Source organism: Candidatus Pelagibacter sp. HIMB1517 (genome assembly GCF_052047895.1).
Lineage (GTDB): Bacteria > Pseudomonadota > Alphaproteobacteria > Pelagibacterales > Pelagibacteraceae > HIMB114.
On the sequence record NZ_JBNAIW010000004.1, the window covers coordinates 1 to 20,319 of the forward strand.

The 20,319-nt window shown below is 24.2% G+C and carries 20 protein-coding genes; 7 read left to right on the forward strand and 13 right to left on the reverse strand.

Translation table 11 applies throughout. The features are described from left to right. Nucleotides 1-417: 417 nt before the first annotated feature. The 7 genes from galE to ACTTAT_RS02380 all read right to left on the reverse strand — a co-directional run bounded on the left by galE (nt 418) and on the right by ACTTAT_RS02380 (nt 9,582). Nucleotides 418-1,443, reverse strand: a complete 1,026-nt coding sequence (gene galE / locus ACTTAT_RS02350) for a UDP-glucose 4-epimerase GalE (protein ID WP_440679462.1) — start codon at nt 1,441-1,443, stop codon at nt 418-420. Nucleotides 1,444-1,446: 3 nt separating this feature from the next. After that, nucleotides 1,447-3,171 carry a carbamoyltransferase family protein gene (locus ACTTAT_RS02355; RefSeq protein ID WP_440679463.1) on the reverse strand — a complete coding sequence of 575 codons (1,725 nt, stop codon included), beginning with the start codon at nt 3,169-3,171 and terminating at the stop codon, nt 1,447-1,449. Further along, nucleotides 3,168-4,292: a glycosyltransferase gene (locus ACTTAT_RS02360; RefSeq protein ID WP_440679464.1), complete on the reverse strand. Its 1,125-nt coding sequence runs from the start codon at nt 4,290-4,292 to the stop codon at nt 3,168-3,170. Before ACTTAT_RS02360 ends, ACTTAT_RS02355 begins: the two co-directional genes overlap by 4 nt. Next, entirely contained in the window at nt 4,289-5,302 is a 1,014-nt protein-coding gene (locus ACTTAT_RS02365) for a glycosyltransferase (RefSeq protein ID WP_440679465.1), read from the reverse strand. Before ACTTAT_RS02365 ends, ACTTAT_RS02360 begins: the two co-directional genes overlap by 4 nt. Next, nucleotides 5,299-6,993: an ATP-binding cassette domain-containing protein gene (locus ACTTAT_RS02370; protein ID WP_440679466.1), complete on the reverse strand. Its 1,695-nt coding sequence runs from the start codon at nt 6,991-6,993 to the stop codon at nt 5,299-5,301. The genes ACTTAT_RS02365 and ACTTAT_RS02370 overlap by 4 nt, the downstream gene beginning before the upstream one ends. Continuing rightward, a complete protein-coding gene (locus ACTTAT_RS02375; RefSeq protein ID WP_440679467.1) occupies nt 6,983-8,428 on the reverse strand; it encodes a hypothetical protein in 1,446 nt (481 codons plus the stop codon). Before ACTTAT_RS02375 ends, ACTTAT_RS02370 begins: the two co-directional genes overlap by 11 nt. 71 nt (nt 8,429-8,499) lie before the next feature. Beyond that, nucleotides 8,500-9,582 (reverse strand): class I SAM-dependent methyltransferase, encoded by a 1,083-nt coding sequence (locus tag ACTTAT_RS02380; RefSeq protein WP_440679468.1) that lies wholly within the window; start codon nt 9,580-9,582, stop codon nt 8,500-8,502. 19 nt (nt 9,583-9,601) lie between these two features. On the opposite strand from ACTTAT_RS02380, the gene ACTTAT_RS02385 reads away from it, so the two are divergent. Genes ACTTAT_RS02385 through ACTTAT_RS02405 form a run of 5 tightly spaced genes read left to right on the forward strand, consistent with a single transcriptional unit; the run spans nt 9,602 to nt 13,044 of the window. Further along, nucleotides 9,602-10,297 (forward strand): acylneuraminate cytidylyltransferase family protein, encoded by a 696-nt coding sequence (locus ACTTAT_RS02385; RefSeq protein ID WP_440679469.1) that lies wholly within the window; start codon nt 9,602-9,604, stop codon nt 10,295-10,297. Beyond that, a complete protein-coding gene (locus ACTTAT_RS02390; RefSeq protein ID WP_440679470.1) occupies nt 10,285-10,713 on the forward strand; it encodes a VOC family protein in 429 nt (142 codons plus the stop codon). The genes ACTTAT_RS02385 and ACTTAT_RS02390 overlap by 13 nt, the downstream gene beginning before the upstream one ends. After that, nucleotides 10,710-11,534, forward strand: coding sequence for a sugar phosphate isomerase/epimerase family protein (locus ACTTAT_RS02395; protein WP_440679471.1), 825 nt, complete (start codon nt 10,710-10,712; stop codon nt 11,532-11,534). Before ACTTAT_RS02390 ends, ACTTAT_RS02395 begins: the two co-directional genes overlap by 4 nt. Next, a complete protein-coding gene (locus ACTTAT_RS02400) occupies nt 11,535-12,278 on the forward strand; it encodes an SDR family oxidoreductase (protein ID WP_440679472.1) in 744 nt (247 codons plus the stop codon). It begins immediately after the preceding gene. Further along, nucleotides 12,262-13,044 carry an SDR family oxidoreductase gene (locus tag ACTTAT_RS02405; protein ID WP_440679473.1) on the forward strand — a complete coding sequence of 261 codons (783 nt, stop codon included), beginning with the start codon at nt 12,262-12,264 and terminating at the stop codon, nt 13,042-13,044. The genes ACTTAT_RS02400 and ACTTAT_RS02405 overlap by 17 nt, the downstream gene beginning before the upstream one ends. Here ACTTAT_RS02405 and ACTTAT_RS02410 read toward each other — a convergent pair. Genes ACTTAT_RS02410 through ACTTAT_RS02420 form a run of 3 tightly spaced genes read right to left on the reverse strand, consistent with a single transcriptional unit; the run spans nt 13,033 to nt 15,936 of the window. Then, complete coding sequence (locus ACTTAT_RS02410; RefSeq protein WP_440679474.1) at nt 13,033-14,511, reverse strand: capsular polysaccharide export protein, LipB/KpsS family; 1,479 nt, start codon at nt 14,509-14,511, stop codon at nt 13,033-13,035. The genes ACTTAT_RS02405 and ACTTAT_RS02410 overlap by 12 nt on opposite strands. Continuing rightward, nucleotides 14,508-15,116 carry a D-sedoheptulose-7-phosphate isomerase gene (locus ACTTAT_RS02415; protein WP_440679475.1) on the reverse strand — a complete coding sequence of 203 codons (609 nt, stop codon included), beginning with the start codon at nt 15,114-15,116 and terminating at the stop codon, nt 14,508-14,510. Before ACTTAT_RS02415 ends, ACTTAT_RS02410 begins: the two co-directional genes overlap by 4 nt. Further along, complete coding sequence (locus tag ACTTAT_RS02420; RefSeq protein WP_440679476.1) at nt 15,100-15,936, reverse strand: N-acetylneuraminate synthase family protein; 837 nt, start codon at nt 15,934-15,936, stop codon at nt 15,100-15,102. Before ACTTAT_RS02420 ends, ACTTAT_RS02415 begins: the two co-directional genes overlap by 17 nt. Nucleotides 15,937-15,998: 62 nt before the next feature. Between ACTTAT_RS02420 and ACTTAT_RS02425 the strand changes: the two genes are divergently transcribed. Further along, entirely contained in the window at nt 15,999-16,733 is a 735-nt protein-coding gene (locus ACTTAT_RS02425; RefSeq protein ID WP_440679477.1) for an SDR family oxidoreductase, read from the forward strand. Here the strand turns inward: ACTTAT_RS02425 and ACTTAT_RS02430 are convergent. From ACTTAT_RS02430 to ACTTAT_RS02440, 3 genes are read right to left on the reverse strand one after another with little or no spacing between them, the layout of a single operon-like run. After that, nucleotides 16,720-17,745 (reverse strand): formyltransferase family protein, encoded by a 1,026-nt coding sequence (locus tag ACTTAT_RS02430; RefSeq protein ID WP_440679478.1) that lies wholly within the window; start codon nt 17,743-17,745, stop codon nt 16,720-16,722. The two genes, ACTTAT_RS02425 and ACTTAT_RS02430, sit on opposite strands and share 14 nt — an antisense overlap. Beyond that, the gene (locus tag ACTTAT_RS02435) at nt 17,738-18,370 is read right to left on the reverse strand and encodes an acylneuraminate cytidylyltransferase family protein (protein ID WP_440679479.1); all 633 of its coding nucleotides are present in this window, start codon (nt 18,368-18,370) and stop codon (nt 17,738-17,740) included. Before ACTTAT_RS02435 ends, ACTTAT_RS02430 begins: the two co-directional genes overlap by 8 nt. Beyond that, the gene (locus tag ACTTAT_RS02440; protein ID WP_440679480.1) at nt 18,367-19,563 is read right to left on the reverse strand and encodes a DegT/DnrJ/EryC1/StrS aminotransferase family protein; all 1,197 of its coding nucleotides are present in this window, start codon (nt 19,561-19,563) and stop codon (nt 18,367-18,369) included. Before ACTTAT_RS02440 ends, ACTTAT_RS02435 begins: the two co-directional genes overlap by 4 nt. A 50-nt stretch (nt 19,564-19,613) precedes the next feature. Here ACTTAT_RS02440 and ACTTAT_RS02445 point away from each other — a divergent pair, with 50 nt between their 5' ends. Then, the gene (locus tag ACTTAT_RS02445) at nt 19,614-20,315 is read left to right on the forward strand and encodes a TylF/MycF/NovP-related O-methyltransferase (RefSeq protein WP_440679481.1); all 702 of its coding nucleotides are present in this window, start codon (nt 19,614-19,616) and stop codon (nt 20,313-20,315) included. Nucleotides 20,316-20,319: the final 4 nt, after the last annotated feature.

Below are 20,319 nucleotides of genomic sequence, written 5' to 3' on the forward strand. Positions count from 1 at the left end.
CTTTATGTACATTTTTTTTTTCATATTTATAAAATAGTTTATGAAAACAGCCATAAATATTTTTTTCATTATCAAAATCAAAATTATAATAAATTAATTTATAAGAAAAAATTTTTTTTAACCACAAAAATATTACTAAAGAATGGGTGTTACAGGCGATTACATATTTTGGATTGTTTCTGTACAAATATAAAAAGTTGATAAAAAAAAAAAGAAATAAAATTTAATTTATTTAATAAATTATATTTTTTTTGAGGAATTGAATAATTTGATTTGTAGAGGTCTTTTCTTTTTATTAATTTTTTAATTGGCCTTTGATATACAAAATCAAATTTAATTTTTTTAACTTTAAAATAATTAGCTAAGTTTAATAAATTAATATATTGATCAGGATCTGACCAAATACTTATTAAAAAACTACCTTTTTGCATTAGACTTATTAATTTTAAAATAAATTGATGACTTGCAAATATCATCCAAGCTATATTTTGGTTTCCAGTTATTTAAAAACTTGCTAATTTTATTAAAACTTGCATACACAGAGGGCACATCTCCAACTCTTCTTGGATTTTTTTGCAAACTAACTTTTTTTTTTAATATTTTCATTGCATGATAATTAAATTTTTGGCAAAGTTTTTTAACAGAATAGCCTTTCCCAGAACCGATGTTAAAACAATAATAACCGGGTTTTGTTTTTTTTTCTAATAATAGACTGTGGATTTTTGCTAAATCCATTACATGAATGTAATCCCTTACTGGAGTACCATCTTTAGTTTTAAAATTGTTTCCATAAATTTTAAACTTATTTTTTTTATGATATAGTGCAGAAATTAATTGAGGAATTATATTTGATTGATTTGTTTTAGGATTTTCTCCTATTTTAAATGATGGATGCGCTCCTCCTGGATTAAAATATCTTAGAATGAAACATGAAATATTTTTTTTCTTTTTTTGAAAATCCTCAATAATTGTTTCAATCATTAATTTTGAACTTCCATAGGGATTAGTTGGTTTTTGAATTGGATGTTTTTCTGTTATGGGTAATCTTTTTGGATTACCATATACTGTAGCGCTTGAACTAAAAATAATTTTATTAACTTTGCTATTTTCTATTGCATCTAAAAGATTTAAAGTTCCCAATATATTTATTTTATAATATTTATTTGGTTGTGAAACAGACTCCTCTACAGACTTTAAACCTGCTAAATGAATTACTGTATCAATTTTATTTTTGAAAAAAAAATTAACTAATTTTTTTTTATTTAAAATATCACATTTGATAAAGTAAATTTTTTTTGATTTGGAAATTGTTTTTAAAATTTTAAAATTTGATATATAGCTATTCGTCAAATTATCTAATATAAATATTTTATTATTTTTTGAAATTTCACTTGCGATGTGAGTTCCCAGATAGCCCAGCCCCCCTGTTATTAATATATTCATAGTTTATCTCTCTATTATCCAATTATTCATAACTAACACGTCCATATTTGTTCTTAAAAAACAATTAATAGCCTCGGATGGAGTATTGACTATGGGCTCGTTTTCATTGAAAGAGGTATTTAGTAAAATAGGAACATTAGAAAAATCATAAAATTTTTTAATTAAATCATAATATTTTGAATTTGTTTCTCGTGAAACAGTCTGTAATCTTCCTGTGCCATTTACATGAACTACTGCTGGAATAATTTTTTTTTTTTCACTTTTTACCTTAAATACCATACTCATATATGGAACATCATAATCTACTTCGAACCAATCTTTGACATGCTCTCTTAATATTGATGGCGCAAATGGTCTAAAACTTTCTCTTCTTTTTATTTTGAGATTTATAATGTCTTTGATATTTTCAGCTGCTGGATTAGCTAAAATTGATCTATTGCCTAACGCTCTTGGTCCCCATTCCATATTGCCTTGATACCAGCCGACAATTTTCTTATTTAATATTAATTTAGCAGTTTTCTCAAGTAGCTGCTTATCATCATAATTATTAATCGTACCCAATGAACTTAAATCAAATCTATGTATCGCGCTTTTTATAATATCATTTGGATAACCTGGACCAAGGTAGGCATAGTTTTGTTTTTTCAAAGATTTTTTAGAAAGTTTATGATGTAAATATAATGCTGCTCCAGTTGCTCCACCTGCATCACCCGGGGCAGGAGGTATATAAATATTTTTGAATTTAGTAAATTTTAATATTTTTCCATTCGCACTTGAATTCATCGCGCAACCACCAGACAAAGTTAAATTCTCACAATTATATTTTTCATAGATCCTATTTAGTAAATTAAAAAGAGCTTTTTCATATAAATACTGCACAGTATACGCTATGGACTTGTGATAATCAGTTATAGGTTCGTCTACTAGTCGTTGTTTACCAAGTCTGTTTTCAAGCTCAGAAGAAAAAATATCTGATATGAACGGAGAACAATCGTTCCATTCATAATTAATTTTTTTTTTATGATGTTGAAAATATTTTAAGTTTAATTCAAATTTACCATCCTGCTTAATATTGATTAAATCGAAAATTTTTTTTTCTAAATTATTAGAATAAGCAGCTAAACCCATGACTTTGTACTCATCTCCATAATTCTTAAATCCTAGATATTGGGTTATAGCCTGATAAAAGATACCCAAAGAATGAGGGAAAAAAATTTTGCCATCAATATTAATTTTTTTTTTGTTTGCGTATCCCCAGGATGTACTGACAAAATCACCGAATCCATCAATTGATACATTTACCGCTTCTTCAAACTCGCTCGGATAAAAGGATGATGCTAAGTGGCTTAAATGATGCTCTAGATTTATCACTTTTATTTTTTTTAAATCACGGTCTGCTATTTGATTTAATTTTGAGTGTATATTTGTTTTTTTTTTTCTATTTTTAATTTTATCAATTAAGAAACTTTTTTCTGGAATTTTAGTAATTACGTAAAATATTTTTTTTAATATATTTGCATAATTATTATTATTTGTTGCGATATAATCTATATCAGATAAATTTAAATCCATCTCCTTCAGACAAGTTTGTATTGATCTAATTGGAAAACCTGCCCAATGTTTTTCCCTATTAAGTCTTTCTTCTTCAATGGCACAAACTATTCGCCCATCTACCATCAAGCAAGCACTTGAGTCTCCATGGTACGAGTTTATTCCAATAATTTTCATTTTTTTTTAAAAATAATATTTAAACATTTAAAAGTTTTATACACATTTTTCTTAACAGAGTATTGTGGGTATTTTTGATAAGATAGTTTAGAATATTTATTTCTTAATTTCGAGTTTGAAACAAATTTTAATATTTTTAAATAAGCTTTGTGGCTATCCTTAATATTAAAATAATAAGCTGATTTGCCTAGTATTTCTCTTACAACTGGAATATCATTTATTATAATTGGTAATTTTGCTGCTAAAGCATCCAGGATTGAAACTGCAAAACTTTCGCAACTAGATGCAAATAAAAAAATATCATATTCCTTAATTTTTTTTATTATCAGATGCCTGTCTTTTAAACCTTTGTATTCGACATAACTATTGGGCAGACAGAGTTTCCTTTTTATTTTGATAAACTTTTTATAATAATCGAAATCATAAGAACCATAAAAATCTAACTTAAGTTTTATTTTTTCAGAATAAAACTTTTTAAAAATATTTAATAACTCGATTTGATTTTTATAATAATCTAAATTTGATAGATATATAATTTTGATTTTTTTATTTGATTTCTTTGCGATAAAATTATTTTTTTTTATTCCATGCGGTATTATAAAAAAAAAATTTTTTTTAATTTGATATTTTTTTGGTAATTGTTTTATTATTATTTTCTTAACATAATTTGTCAAAAAAAATACTCCACTAGCATTTCTTATTGAATAAAAAAAAGCAAATCTTAATAATAATAATCTAATAATACTAGGAGAAAAAAAATATTTTCTTAAGTTTTGATAATCAAAAGGTAAAAAATTTTGGTTAAGCAGAACATATTTATAGCCTTTTATAAAAAAAGCACCTGATAAACAAAAAATTAAATTAACATTGTGCTTTTTTAAAATTTTTTTTAAAAAAAAAATTTGCCACAAGAATCTTATAAAATAGTGCTTATTAGCAACCTTATTTTCAATTTTTAGAATATGTTTATTTTTTGGTATTAAGGATAAAGTTTTTTTAGATGATAAAATAATTATTTTTTTAAAATTATTTTTTTTAGGATCGGCAGCTTCAACTAAATTTATTAAATGTGATAAGGCTCCTCCTTCTTTGATATTTGTTGCTTCAAAAAAAATATTCATGAGATTAGACTATTTAGCTTTAACACACTGTTTTTAGAAGAGCATATAGATTTATTTATTAAATTTTTAGAATTTTTAGAGTGTATCTCGATAAGTTTTTTATTTTTAATATATTTATTTAAGCTCAAGAAAATTGATTTTGCATTTGGCCTGCACAAAAAACCATTTTTTTTTGACACTAAATATTTAGCTGCATTTGTTTCTTTTGTAGCAATTATCGGAAGTCCTGATGCCATAGCCTCACTAATTACCACGCCCCAACCGTCATATTTAGATGGGAGGATAAAAATATCTGAATTAGAATATTCATGAAATAATTTTTTTTCTTGTAAAAAATTTTTATATTTTATTTTATTATTATTATTAATTTTTTTTATTATATCGTTCTTTAGTGGGCCGTTACCACAAATAATTAATTCTATCTTTTCTTTCTTAAAATTGTCAAAAGCTTTTAATAACTCTAATATTCCTTTTCTTTTTATTAATTGACCTACAAATAAAACCTTTATTGTTTTTTTTGTTTTTTTTTTTATTTTATATTTATCTACATTAATTGAGTAAGGGAAATTGACAGTTTTTTTTTTTAATAACTTTAGATAAAATTTTTTTGCCGATAAACCAACGCATAAGATAATTTTAGCTCTAAAAGTAATAATTTTTATGTATATTTTTTTTAAAAAATTAATTATTAATTTTTGATTTCTAGGAATTTCCAGCCAATATATAATTTTAGTTTTTTTAAACAGAAAAAAAAAATTTATTCTAAAAATATATTTTAACTTATAGCCTCCAATTATAACTATATCAGGATCAAAATTATTAATTTTCTCTTTAATTTCTTTAAATTTTTTATTTTTTAAAATAGGAAAATATTTTGTCGTAAACTTCCACTCATTATTTTTTAATGTTTTTTCGGTAAATATAGATAATATTTTATGAAACTTATTTAATTCTTTTAAAAAATCAATTTGATATGGTGTTAATGTATTTGAATAAAATAGTATTTTCATATTATATTTACAATCTTATCTGAAAAATTAAATTCATTATCATGTGTAATAAGAATAACTGTTTTATCCTTAATTTTTTTAATATTTTCAAGAATTTTAGATCTAGATTCTCTATCAATCGCGTTTAACGATTCATCTAAAATTAATAAAGGTTTTTTTCTAATTAACGCCCTGGCAATTATAATCTTCTGTTTTTGGCCACCGGATAATAAATTACCATTTTCCCCTGCGGTAAAATTTATACCTTGATTTAAACTATTTATTAAAGGCTCCAATTCACAAATCTCAATACATTTTTTTAAATCATTTTCGGAATAAGATTTTATTCCAAATAAAATATTATTTAAAATCGTATCATCTAATAAGAATGCATTTTGAGGAACATAGGCAATGTTTTGGTGCCATGAGTCAAGGTTTTGTTTAATATTTATACCGTCTACTTTAATTACTCCAGTTTTTGGTTCAATCAGACCAAGGATTAATTTAATTAGAGTACTTTTGCCAACTCCACTCTTGCCAGCTATAACTATTTTTTCTCCATACTTAATATCTAAACTAAAATTTTTAATAATATTAACTTTAGTATCATACCCAAAGAATAAATTTTCAATATTTATATTACGAGAAAAATTAATGTTATCACTTAATCTATCTTTGTTTAAAGTATTTTGAGCCTTTGAATCGTTTATCTCATTTTTTAACTTCTCAATTATTGGATTTATAAATCTTATTTGTTGTTTTGAAGAAATTATTCTTGTTATAGATGGGATAATCTTAAATGTAGAGGCTGTGAATAAGCCTAAGATAGGAATAATTTCACTGTTTTGCGAAGTAAAAGCTAAAAAAATTAATAAAGTAATAATTGATATAATAGCAAGTATTTCTATTATAAGTTTTGGTAACGATTGATAAAAATGATGACTCAATAAACTACTTGAGTATTTATTATTAATATCATTAAATTTTTTTATAAAAATTTTATGAGCATTATATATTTTTATTTCTAGAATTGATGAAAAGATATCTTTTAAGAGACTAAATTTTTTTTCTTCATTAATAGATCTATTTTTCCCCCACATTAATATTTTTTGCTTATAAATTTTTAAATACATTAAGGCAAAGAAACCAAATAATAATAATATTAATAAGGTCATCCAAGGGATATAAAAGATTAGAAGTACTGAAATTAATAATATTATAAACGTTTCAAATAAAACTATAGCAAAAGCATTAAGAGTTGTTGTTAAATAAACAACATCAGTATTAATATCTTTAGAATATTGATTGCTATTATTTTGATTGAATAATTTTACACTTTTTTTCAAATGTATTTTTAAAATTTTTTCTGATGTATATAAAATAAACTTTTTTTGAAAATTTGACTGAAGCCAGGAAATAAAAGCTAAATATAAATTTTTTATTAAAAATAATAAAATTATGATGCACGATAAAATAATAAGTTGAAAATTATAACTTAAACTTAAAAAATACATTTCAATAAAATAAATATCGTTAAATTTTTCAACTATTGTATTATCGACCACAAATGACAACAATGGAATAACCATTCCTACACCTAACATTTCAAACAAAGCAGCAAAAAACATTAAGAAAGTTAATAAGATTGATTGAAATTTTAGGCGATCATCAATTATACTGTAAAGGTTAACAATATTTTTTTTACTTATCATTACTAAATATATTTTGGATTTTTTTTAATACTAATTTTATTTTACTGTCACTCGACAAATTTACTTTACAAAAAGTTCCATTAAAATCATCTATGGGTTTATAAAATTTATACTTAATTCCAAAGTTTAAAAAATACCAACCAAATTTTAACATTTTTTTTTTATCAATAATTTTTGGTTTAAACCGTTTACTTAACAGTTTTTTAAGCTCCTTTGAATTTTTGGGTTCGTAAATATAATTACCATCTGAAAATATTCCTTTTCTTAAGGAAATAGTAAATTTTCCCCAATATGTGGACTCTATTGCAATATTGCCTCCATATGAAATAATTATATCTGATGAATCTAGAAGCGCATAGCTGTCATATTTATCTTTGGCACCTATCACTTTAGTATTACAATCTTCTAATGTGTGCCATTTATCTTCGTCAAAATTATTTTTTTTATTTTGACTAACTGGATGCACTCTAATAATTAATTCAATATCTTTTTGTTTTTTTATTAGTATTTTAAGTTTTTTAACAACATCAAATTGATTTGACCAAATTAAATTTTTTATTTGATATTTAACTGACTCGTGCTCATCCTCACTTGCCGTAAAGAAAGTTATCCTTCTTTTTTTTTGTTTTTTAATATCAAGTCCTGATATTTGAAATTTTTTATGATTTTTTTTCAAATCCCACGCAAGCGGCTTACCCAGTCTTCTGTAATTAAAATATTTTTTTGCTTCTTTTATTTTTTTTTCTGTTTTTTGCTTTGAACTATCCCAAAAAGATTTTACTTTTCTATATCTGTAATCTAAATCATGAATATCTTCAGTGAAAATTTCGTATTTATTATAACTTGATCCCCTATCATGTCGCCAAACTTGTTTATTTGCTTCTAAACCAGCTGAAACTATTGGATATGTGGTTGCAAATCTATTATTAAATGTCACAATTATATCTGGATCAATTTTTTTTATAATTTTTTTAGCTCTTAAAAGCACAATTGCAGAGGATTTAAGCAATTTTTTAACAATAATAATTTTTTTTTTTACATCAAACTGGGTATTGTGAAAAAAAGATATCAGTGAAGATGAAACTGCTAATCCAAGTTGATGATTTTGAAATTTAAATTTTTTTAGATCATTTAGGTTTCCATTAAAGCTGTCTGACCATCTATTGATCTTAAAAAATTCATGTTTTGTAATAATATCTGGCATCACAATCTGGATTCCTTTTTGCTCAATGATATTACAGAATTTTTTTAATCTGTTTTTCTTAGAAGATAATGTAACTTTAGATAGAAGGCTCAAATCCCATTCACTCCATGGTAAATTTTCTCCCAACCAAGAAAAGTAAACTTTATTTTTTTTTAACAATGATAACCCAATTTCTCCAGAAGTTTCAAGGTGGGGCTGGTTAAACACAGACTCTATTACTAGAATTTTCATTTACTTCAAATAATTTTAAAAAAATTTAGGTCTTGTTACATGTGGTGTAAAAAAAAATAATATTGATAACTTTATTTTTCAAATTTTATATTTTTTCTAAATTTTTGTTTTTTTATAATAACTTTTTTATTTTCTAATTTTACTTCATATTTATTATTTATTTTATTTTTCTCTAGTTTTCTACAATAATTACTTTCTTGCGCTGATTGTTTAAAATTAGGTACTTTGTAGCAAATTGAAAGATCATTTATTTTATCTAAATTTATGCTATAAGGAATTTTGAGCCTTTTTTTGTCTCCATTAATTAAATATTTTTTTTCAAATTCATAATTTTCTTTAATATAAAAGTTTTTTACTTTTTTGCGTTGCGCCTCAAACTTAAAAAGTAGTCCAATATTTTCTTCACCATTTTCTGTTTGTGGATATGACCTGTTTAAAACTTTAAAACCATTGTATTCTAAATATTTAGTCAAATTTTGCTCAGAAAAGTTATATAAATGGGATAAATAAATAGAATCTGTCCATGATCTAACTGTATTTTTAACATCTGGGACCTCTATGTATAAATATCCTTTGGGCTTTAATATTTTTTTTAATTTATAAATAGCTTTTTTTAAATCTAATAAATGTTCAAAAACATGTGATAAAATAATTAGATCATATTTTTTTTTGGTTTGAAAAGTATAAATATCACCATGTTCTAAATTGATCTTATGTGATTTCCCATAATTTACCCTGGTTTTATCTATATCAATACCCTTTGTAAAAATTCCATTTAATGAAAAATGTTTTAAACCGAGTCCGGTGGCACAGCCTACATCTAATAAATTTTTAAATTTTATAAATTTTTGTAAATATTTAAATAATTTTAAATATCTTATTTTTCTAAATTTTTCATAGCCTAAATTTATTCCACTTTTTTTTTTTAATTGAGTTTTTTCTCTTTTTTTAAACTGATTTTTAAACCATTTTTGTGATGGATGCTCAGTTCTAAAAATTAGTTTACACTCTGAGCAGATTGAAGTTGAAAAAAATATAAACTTATTTTTATAAAAAACATCTGAAATTTTTTTATAATTTTTACAGAAACATAAAGGGCAATGATGCCTTTTGACAATATCTTTTTTTGTTATATTGAAGTATAATGAATTCATTATCAAAATTTACTAATACATGAAAAAAACCCAAATACTAGCTATAATTCCAGCACGGTCAGGTTCAAAAGGACTAAGAAAAAAAAATTTAAAAAAAATTAATAAGCTTTCTCTAGTTGAGCATACAATTAATCAAGCAAAAAAATCAAAATACATATCTGAAATTGCGGTTTCAACGGATTCAAAAAAAATTATGAATACCGCACTAAGATCAGGTGTATGGTGTAAAAAATTACGTTCATCAAAAATTTCTGGTGATAATTCAAAATTATACCATGCAATAAATTTTGTTATTAAAAATATAAAAAGTAAGCCTGATATTATAATTGAATTACATCCTACGCATGTATTCAGAACTTCAAAATTGATTGATGATGCTATTAAAAAGTTTTTAAAAAGTAAAATTGCTGATTCTTTAATTTCAATAATAAAAATAAGAAATACATGTCATCCAGATTATGTAATTTCAAAAAAAAAAGACTATATAAATTTTAATAAATCACCAACAGATTTCAATAGACATTTTCTTATACCCAAATATCAATCATCTGGAATTATATTAATTTCAAAATTTGACAGCTTCAAAAAAAATAAATCGATGGTCGGAAAAAAATGCATAGGTTTTGTTATTGAAGATAAACTGCAACAATTTGATATCAATGATGAAATGGACTATAAATTTTCAAAGTTTATTATTGAAAAATGCATTACTTAAATTTTAGACATTTAGGGCTAGTAACAAAAGATCTGGATAATTGCTTAGATATTTTTATAAATGTTTTAGGTCTTAAAATTATAAAAAAAACTACAGAAAATCAAAAATTTATTGAAAAAATATTAAAAGTAAAAAAATGTAATCTAACTACTTACAAAATTGGAAAAGGGGGCAAAATTTTTTTAGAAATTTTAGATTTTAATAAAAAAATTAAACAAAAAAAATATCTTCTTGATCATCAAGGATTAACTCATTTTGCTTTAACTGTTAAAAATTTAAATACTCTAATAGCTAAACTTAAAAAAAAAAAAGTAATTTTTTTATCTAGGCCTGTCATGTCTATTGATAAAAAATATAGAGTCCTATTCTGTAAAACTATAGATAATATTTTTTTAGAGCTTGTTGAAAAAAAATGAATTTTAAAATTGGATTTATGCAAGGCAGATTAGTTCCATCTGAGAAAAGTGGTGTTCTACAATCTTTTCCATGGAATAATTGGACAAAAGAATTTTTTTTTGCAAGGAAATTGGGGTTAAATTTAATGGAGTGGACAATTGATTATCATAATTTCTATAAAAACCCTTTAATAAATAATAATCAACATTACAAAATTAAAAATTTAGAAAAAAAATATAATGTTAAAGTTGCATCGGTCACTTGTGATTTTTATATGCAAAAACCTTATACGGCAGCTAAAACCAAATATCTAAAAAAGGAAATTAAAAAGAAAATTTATAAAATTATTTATTCATGCAAACAACTAAGTATAAAAAATATAATTATACCTTTGGTTGATAACTCTAGTATTAAAAAAATTTCAGATGAAAAAAAAACTATTAATTTTTTTTTACAATTTAGTGAAGAATTAAAAAAAACTAAAACTAAAATTTTATTTGAAATTGATTACCATCCTAATAAACTTATAAAATTTATAAAGAAATTTAATATGCATTTTGGCATTAATTATGATACGGGAAATTCTTGTTCATTAGGTTATAAAATTAAAAATGAAAAAAAGTACTTTAAGTGGGTGCATAACATACATATAAAAGATAGATTATTTAAAGGTAAAACTGTAAGACTCGGTAAAGGAAATTGTAATTTCTCTTCTTTTTTTAAAACTTTAAAGAAATTAAATTATAATAAAAATTTAATCTTACAAACTGCAAAAACTCAAAAGAAAAAGGAAATAAAGGAATTTAGAGATAATTTAGATTATATAAAACTTTTTTATTAAATGAAAAAAAATATTTTAGTAACAGGATCTTCTTACGGTATTGGTTTTGAAATAGCTAAAAATTTTGCATATCAAAATCATAATATCATTATTTCGGGAAGAAGTAATAGTAATCTCAAAAAAGCAAAAAAAAATATTAAATCGAAAAATTTGATACTACAAAAATGTAATTTTGAAAATGAGTCATCAGTCAAAAATTTTTTTAAAAAATTAAAAAAAAAAATTACCAAAATAGATATTATTATATGCAATGTAGGCTCCGGTAAAACTTCTAAAAGCGGTGAAGAAAACCTTAAAGTATGGAAAAATGTTTTTAGTAAAAATTTTTTCTCAACAACAAATGTAATTGAAAACTATTTAAAGGTTTTTAAAAATAGATCTTCATTAACAAAGATTATTATAATAGGTTCAATTGCTGGAAACTTTAAAGGAAATGCACCATTATCATATAGCCTTGCTAAAAATTGTTTAATTAATTATACAAAATATATGTCACTAATTTTATCCAAAAAAAATATTACGATTAATGTCGTATCACCTGGTCATGTTTTGATTAAAGGGAATAATTGGGACAAAAAATTAAAAAAAGAAAATAATTTAATTAAAAATATTATAAACAAAACTGTTTCCTTAAAAAGATTTTGCAAACCAGAAGATATAAATAATTGCATTAATTTTTTAATTTCAGATAAAGCAGAATACATTAATGGTGTAAACATAGAGGTGGATGGAAATACAAAATAAAATATTTGACATGTCTGATAATTTTTGTTTAGTCACAGGCGCATGTGGATTATTGGGCAAACAACATGCTATAGCTCTTTTAGAAATGAACTCAAATGTAATCCTGGTCGACATAAATAAGTCTAAGGGTCTTAAAATTATTAAAGAATTAAAAAAAAATTATTCAAATAAAATTTTTTACTTTAACTGTGATGTAACCAATATTCCACATATTAAAAAGCTAAAAAAAGAAATTAATAAAAAAAAAATTTATATAAACGTTTTAATTAATAACGCTGCTTTAAACCCACAACCTAAAGATAGAGAAAAAAAAAACAATTGGCAAAAATCAATTGATATTGGTTTGACTGGAGCAAAAAATATGATTGAAATATTTGCACAAGATTTAAATAAAAATAAATCAGGAAATATAATAAATATAGGCTCTGATTTATCAGTAATTGCTCCTGATCAAACAATTTATAAAAGTAAAAAAAATTATAAGCCTGTAAGCTATTCTGTTGTTAAGCACGGAATAGTTGGTTTAACCAAATACTATGCATCACTTTTAGCATCTAAAAACATTAGATGTAATTGTTTATCGCCAGGAGGTGTTTATAATAAACAAGACAGTAAATTTGTAAAAAAACTTATTTCAAAAATTCCACTAAACAGAATGGCAAGTAAGGATGAATATATTGGAGCAATTCAGTTTTTAGCATCCAGCGCTTCAAAATATATGACGGGTCATAATCTTATAATTGATGGTGGAAGATCAATTATATGATTTAAAGAGTCTTTTAATTCCAATATTTTTGAAATACAAAAAATAAACTTTATCAATTAATCTAAAAATGACATAGAAAAATTTCCAAATTAAATTTTTCTTTATTCTATGATTATGGAATGAAAAACCAACATCGTAACTTCCTTTGAAACCTTTTAATTCTTGCCCACCGCACATTTTAAAAAGTGCATATTTTGTTGACCCTAAAATACTTTTAGGTGAAAGTTTTTTTGTCAATTGATTTAAAAGTTGCTGTTTAGATTTTGGAATATACTGACAATTTAAAGTTTCATAGGGTATTCTGTTTAATAGTATGGCTGGTTTTTTATAATATACCGCCTCAATTCCCATATTGCTTCCAAAAGTAATAATTTTTTCTGAATTAAATAGTAGAGAATAAGATGAAATTTTTGAATTAGCAGAAACTATGTTCAAAAAATGATATTTTCTTTCAAGCTTATAAAGATCATCAATATATGGCCATTTAACATTTTTCAAATTTGGATGAATTCTCAACCATAACTTTATTTTAGTTGAATTTTTTCTTTTTAATTTTTTACAAATCCAATCGATTGCTTTGGTTTGATTTTTAAAAATAATTTTATCATAAATCCCTCCTAAGGCAGCATATTCGTCCTCTGAACTATTAAAAATTGTGATATTATTATCGTTCTTATTAAAGTTTTCAGGTAACAGATCATATTTTTGATTTTTTGTATATGATACCTTATCTTGTATTTTTTTTCCTAATCTAAGAGATTTATAATAATAGTTTGTAATTTGTTTTTTTTTATATTCACTAATATTAAAATTATCATAAAAATCCTTAACTCTTTCTGATTGATAATAATAATCTGTCGGTAAATGATTAATATATTCATATACATTTTTATAATTTGGACCTCTATATTCAAGTATAATAACCTTTATCTTTTTTTTTTTGCATAACCTAAATAATGGACGATATTGATTTTGACGGCCATTATAAATAAACGCAACATCAAAAGAATTATATTTTAAAAATTTTTTAAAAAATTTATAAAAATTAATAGTTGTGTTCAAATTTTTTGACGTAATTTCTCTCGCAATTTTTCCTTGCAACAAATGATCTTTAGTATTAGCTACATATGAACTATAAGAAGCTAATCCAATATCAATTTTATCATATCTGAATTTTTTCAACTTTAAATAATTAGAAAAAAAGTAATTTTTTTTTTCAAATTTACCTGTTTTAAATAACTTAAAATTACCCTTTAACCTGTCAAATGCCTTTTTTTTAAATTTATTACATAAATAACATATGCCAGGGTTAGAATATAAATTTATAGAACATGAATAATTTTTACCACCATTACATGTTAAAATTGTTACATTATTTTTTTCAGTTATATGATTTTGAGCTTTTGATAACAAAATTTCAAACTCAGGGTTATTTAGGCTTGTTGGAATATAAAACAAAACTTTCATTGATTACTTAATAAGAGTTTTTCAACTTCATTAAGAATAAAATGCCCAACAAACATATGCATCTCTTGAATTCTTGCTACATTTTTACTTGGAATAATTAGTTGGTTAGTAAAATCTTTAAATTTTTTACATTTTCCTCCATTATTTCCAAGAAATAAAATTGTATTGATTTGTCTAAGTTTTGTAAATTTAAGTAATTCTAAAATATTTTCGGAATTACCCGATGTAGTCAAGGCAATAACAATATCACCTCTTAAATATAATGCCTCAAGATTTCTAACAAATAAATATTTATATCCAAAATCATTAGCACAAGCAGTGATCGTAGACGTGTCCTGAGCTAAAGATATTATTGGAAATGGTTTTCTATTAATTTTAGGATTTAATCTTACTAAAAACTCAGCCGCAAGATGTTGGGCATCAGCTGCCGAACCACCATTTCCACATATAAATACTTTTTTTTTAGACCTTAAAGTTTTATGAATTAATTTAATACATTTAAAAATTTCATCAGATAATAAATACAATTTTGATTTGATTTTAACATTTTCATTAATGTTATAATCTAATGATTTTAGGAATTTATTTTTATTTAATGTGGGCACGTAATTTTTGCGCTATAGGAATTTCTTCTTTAAGTATATCGCCTAATTTTTCTTCTCCAAACGCAATTTCCATTTTTCTTATCATTGAAATTAATTCTTTTGCTCCCCTTGGTTCTAGTGAGGCAGATTGATCAGATCCATACATTGATCTATCAAGAGTTATATGTCTTTCTAATGAACTTATACCTTTAGAAAAGGCCGCCAACGACACAGCTATACCTGTTTCGTGACCGCTATAACCAACTTTGCATTTATATTTTTTTTTTAAAGCATCAATAGTGTTTAAATTGGCATTTTCTGTCTTCATAGGATATGTAGAAACACAGTGCATTAATTCAAATGGGCAAGAATACTCTTTAAAAATTTTTACAGCTTCATCAATATTCTCAGTTGAGCTCATTCCTGTTGAAATAAAAGTATATTTACTCCTTTTGGCAATTTCTTTTAATAAATTTTTATCAATGATCATTGCTGATGCAACTTTATGATATTTTAAGCTGTAATTATCTAAAAATTTTAAACTATTAATGTCCCACGCTGATGCAAACCAATGAATATTTTTTTTTTTACAATATTCATCAATTTCATCATATTCTTTTTTTCCAAATTCCAGTCCTTCTTTTTGATCTCTTTGAGTTTTCCCCCAAGGGCTCTCTCTAGAACTTGAAAGCATAGCTTCATCATAAACTAAGTCAATATCTCTCTTTTGAAATTTTACAGAGTCAAATCCCGCTTCTTTAGCCTCATCTATTAACTTCTTTGCTAATTCAATATCCCCGTTATGGTTTATTCCTATCTCTGCAATTAAAAAAGTGTTCATTTTAAATTTAATTATAAATTGTCTTAGTTTTGTGTTAATATGATAAATAGATATAAATTACAATGAAAAAAAAAAATGATTTAATAATAAAAAACCTATTTTCAATCAATAAAAAAATTTGTGTTGTGACAGGAGCCTCGGGTAGTATTGGAAAAGAAATTTCCAAACTACTTAGGCTTAATGGAGCCATAGTAATAAGAATAGATAAAACAGGAAAAGAAAATTTAAAAAAAAACTATTTCAAAGCTGATATTTCCGACATAAAAAAAATTAAAGAAATCATTAATCAAATTTATAAAAAATATAAACGTATTGATGCTTTGCTTAATATTGCGGGCATTTCTGAAAATAAAAATTATCTAAACAACATCAAAATAAACTTAATTTCAGCTTATGAAATAACTAAACTAGTAACAGAAAAAATGGTTAAGAAAAAAAAAGGTTCAGTCGTAAATTTTACTAGTCTAAATTCTGAAATGGGCTTTAAAAATAATCCAGGTTACGTAGCCTCAAAGGGAGGATTAAAACAATTAACAAAAGCTTTCGCAATTGATTTTTCTAATAAAAATGTAAGGTTTAATAATGTAGGACCAGGCTATATAAAAACTAATATGACATTAAAAAGTTTTAATGATCCCATTAAAAAAAGAGAGAGACTAAACAGAATTATAATGAATAGATTTGGGGTTCCAAATGATTTATTTGGAATTATTGTATATCTAATTTCTGACGCTTCAAAATATGTTACTGGTCAAGATTTTTATATAGATGGCGGTTTTCTTGCTAAAGGAATTTAATTTTTTTGATTTTTATTGAATTTGGTTTATGAATAGCTTTAGATACCATGGCGGTTTCAAGATATTTAATTGGTGTATATAATCGCCTACCAAGTAAATGATTAACTTTTTTTTTAGATATAAATTTAATTCGCACTCTTAAAATAGCATTTTTTAAAGCTATAAAAATAAATTTTTTATCATGTCTAATTATAATTCCAGATTGAAAAGGGTGAAACTTGATTGAACTTCTAACTAAATTTGCATCACTTAAAACACATTTTTTATTATCTAGAAATGTTCTTGCTCCAAGAAATGGTTTATCAAATGATTTGATAAAACTTAGGATTTCTTTTTCTGACCAAGACCAATTAATATAAGAGTGAGTATTGGTATCTATCCTGGGCATGTAGACACTATTTTTCTCTTTTTGATCAATTTCCTTGAATTTTTTTTTAATTATATTTTTTAAAAAAATTTCTAAAGCTTTTTTTTCATACTTAGAGGCTAATTTATAGTAATCAATTGGTTTACTAGAGCGTTTAATTTTAAATTTTTTCTCTACTATAATTCTTCCTTGATCTAAGGCAATTCCTACTCGGTGAATTGTTACAGCTGAATTAAATATATTTGACATGAATTGCCATGTTGTCGTTCCCGCACCTCTTTGTTCTGGCAATTTTCCGATATGTAAATTAAAAATTCTACTTTTTATAAGTGATATAATATCTTTTTTTATTAAAAAAACTGAATTAAGCAAAAGAATAAAAGTATTTGCATCTATGGTTATATTTTTTATGACTTTATATAAATGCTTATAATTTTTTATAATTGTAAATTGTAATTTATTTTTATTTAAAAAAAAATCGAAGTTTTGTTTATCATAATTTATCGGTTTTTTTAAATGAGTATTCTCAGTTAAAATATGTAATTCAAATTTATATTTTTTTTTTAATTCAATTAAGCTCTTAAAAGGATATTCCTCGTTTAGTCTATTACCTCCAATTACTATAAGTTTAATTTTACTATTCATTATAATAATTTAGTTTAATTAGTTCTCGCAAAATCTGTAAATCGATCAAGTCATCACATTCAGTTAAGCTATATTTTTTATTAATATGCATTTTATACAATTTTTTACCCGTCCACTTCCCTTTTAACAAATCTTTAGAGCTCATAAGGTATATAGATCCATCATCCCAAAACCATCCATTCAATTTTTGTCTTGATACATTGTTATATTTACCCCACTCATAATTGTGTAAAATTCTTCCTGTGGCTAAACTATCAACATTATATCTTTTAAATTTTCTAATTGCCTTGTCTATTATTCCTTTGGGTCTTATAGGTGATGTTGGCTGCAAACATAGAATTGCATCAGCATTTGTAATGGAAATGCAATGTTGCAAAACTGAAATTGTAGTTGAGTTATCTTTTGACAAATTTTTAGGCCTATCAATTACTTTGCAATTATATCTTAGAGAAACTCTTTTAATCTCAGGGTCTTCTGTTGATACATAAAAGTCAGATAAAAGCTTTGACTCTTTGGCTGACTTTATTGACCAAAAAATCAAAGGTTTTTTATTTATAATAGCTAAATTTTTTTTCTTTATACTTTTGCTTCCGCCTCGAGCAGGAATTATACAAATAATTTTCACTTTAATTTTAATAAATATTTTATTGTTTTGTGAGTTGAATTAATCATATAATTAAAGTTAACTTCGCTCATCCATTCATGAAAGGGAAATGAAATCATATTATCAAAAAATAAATCAGTATTTTTTAAACTTATTTTTTTTTTATTATACTTTTTAAAAAAATCATATCTATAAAGGGGATAAAACTGAACAATAACCTTAATGCCAAATTTTTTACTCATAACACTAATAAATTTGTCTCTATCAAAATTTAATCCTTCTTTAACTATTCTAGCTGGCAGAAGATGATAAACATTTTTGAAATTTTTTATGTTTTTTTGAAATTTTAAAAAATGGTAAACTTTCATTGACTTTATAAATTTTTTTGCTCGTTTTATTCTTTTAGAATTCAATCTATCAATTCTTTTTATCAGTTTAGACCCCAAATTAGCTTGGACCTCAGTCATGGGAAAATTAAATGGTGTAACTCCTTTGATATCTTCACAAACATCAACCATTGCTGGCTGCCAATATTTTTTTTTTTTTAAAAATTCTCTGTGACCATTATGTCTTAATCCCGGAATAAACTTTTCATACTTTTTGTTATTTACCACCAAAACACCTCCTTCGCCTAAAGTAGTAATGTTTTTTTGAGCATGGAAAGAAAAGACTGCAAAATCTCCAAATGTACCAACTTTTTTATTTTTTATCTTTGCTCCTAATGCTTGAGCACAGTCTTCTATCAAAAGAATTTTTTTACTTTTAATTATCTTTCTTATTTTTAAAATATTTGAAGGTAATCCATAAAGATGTACTACAACTATTGCTTTTGTTTTTTTGCTAATTAATTTTTTTAAATGGTCTTCAGATATTGTCATGGTCTCTAAATCTATATCAGCCCATTTAATATTGGACTTGTATCTAGTAAATGGTAATGCTGATGCACAATAAGTATGAGCTGGTATTATCACTTCATCCGTTGCCTTTAAATTTAAAGATGCAGCAGCTAACTCTATTGCGCTGGCACCACTTGTTACACCAAAGACTTTGCCCTTAGTACCTAGATATTTTTTAAAATCATTCTCAAATTTTTGTAAATATTTACCTTGTGTTAGAGGGTCAGCTCGATTCATAACTTCGATAACTGCCTTTTTTTCAGTTGCCGTAAATTTATGAGACCTGGAACTCCAATTTATTTTAAAATTATTTTTCATTAATAGAGAGTGAAAGTTATACAAATATTGTATATAATTAGAACAAAAAAATGCATATAGCCAAAAATATTTTAAAAAAAATTGATAAATTTTTTTTTAATAAATATTTTCAAGACATTATTTCTAGAAATACATTTGGTAACTTTAAACTAAACAAAAATAACCTAAAAGATATACAAAGATGGATATTTTTCTTTGAGCATATAAAAAAAAATAAAATTTCTGGTAATATTGTGGAATGTGGAGTTGGTAATGGGGTTAGTCTTTCAATAATCTGTTATTTAAAAAATTATTATGAAATGGAATCTATCAAAATTTATGCTTGTGATTCTTTTAAAGGTTTTCCAAAACCAAAAAAGTTAGATTTTTTTAAGAGAAAACACAATAAAGGAGATTGGTCACATACTAACATAGAGTATGTTAAGCGAAATTTGAAGTCTTTTGGTATTGATGATAAAACAATTAATGAAATAAGATTTATTCCTGGATATTTTGACACAACATTGAAAAATTTAAACACTAATAAAATTTGTATTTTACACTTAGATTGCGATCTATATGACTCATATAAAACTTGTTTCAAAGAATTAAAGCAGAATATTTCTGAGGGCGGGATAATAGTATTAGACGAGTATTTTGAGGATAATACTAATAATCCATTTCCTGGTGCTATTATTGCTACAAATGAGTATATAAAAGAAAATAATGCTTCTTTATTATATAAAAATAACAAAGGTTATATTATTAACTAACCAG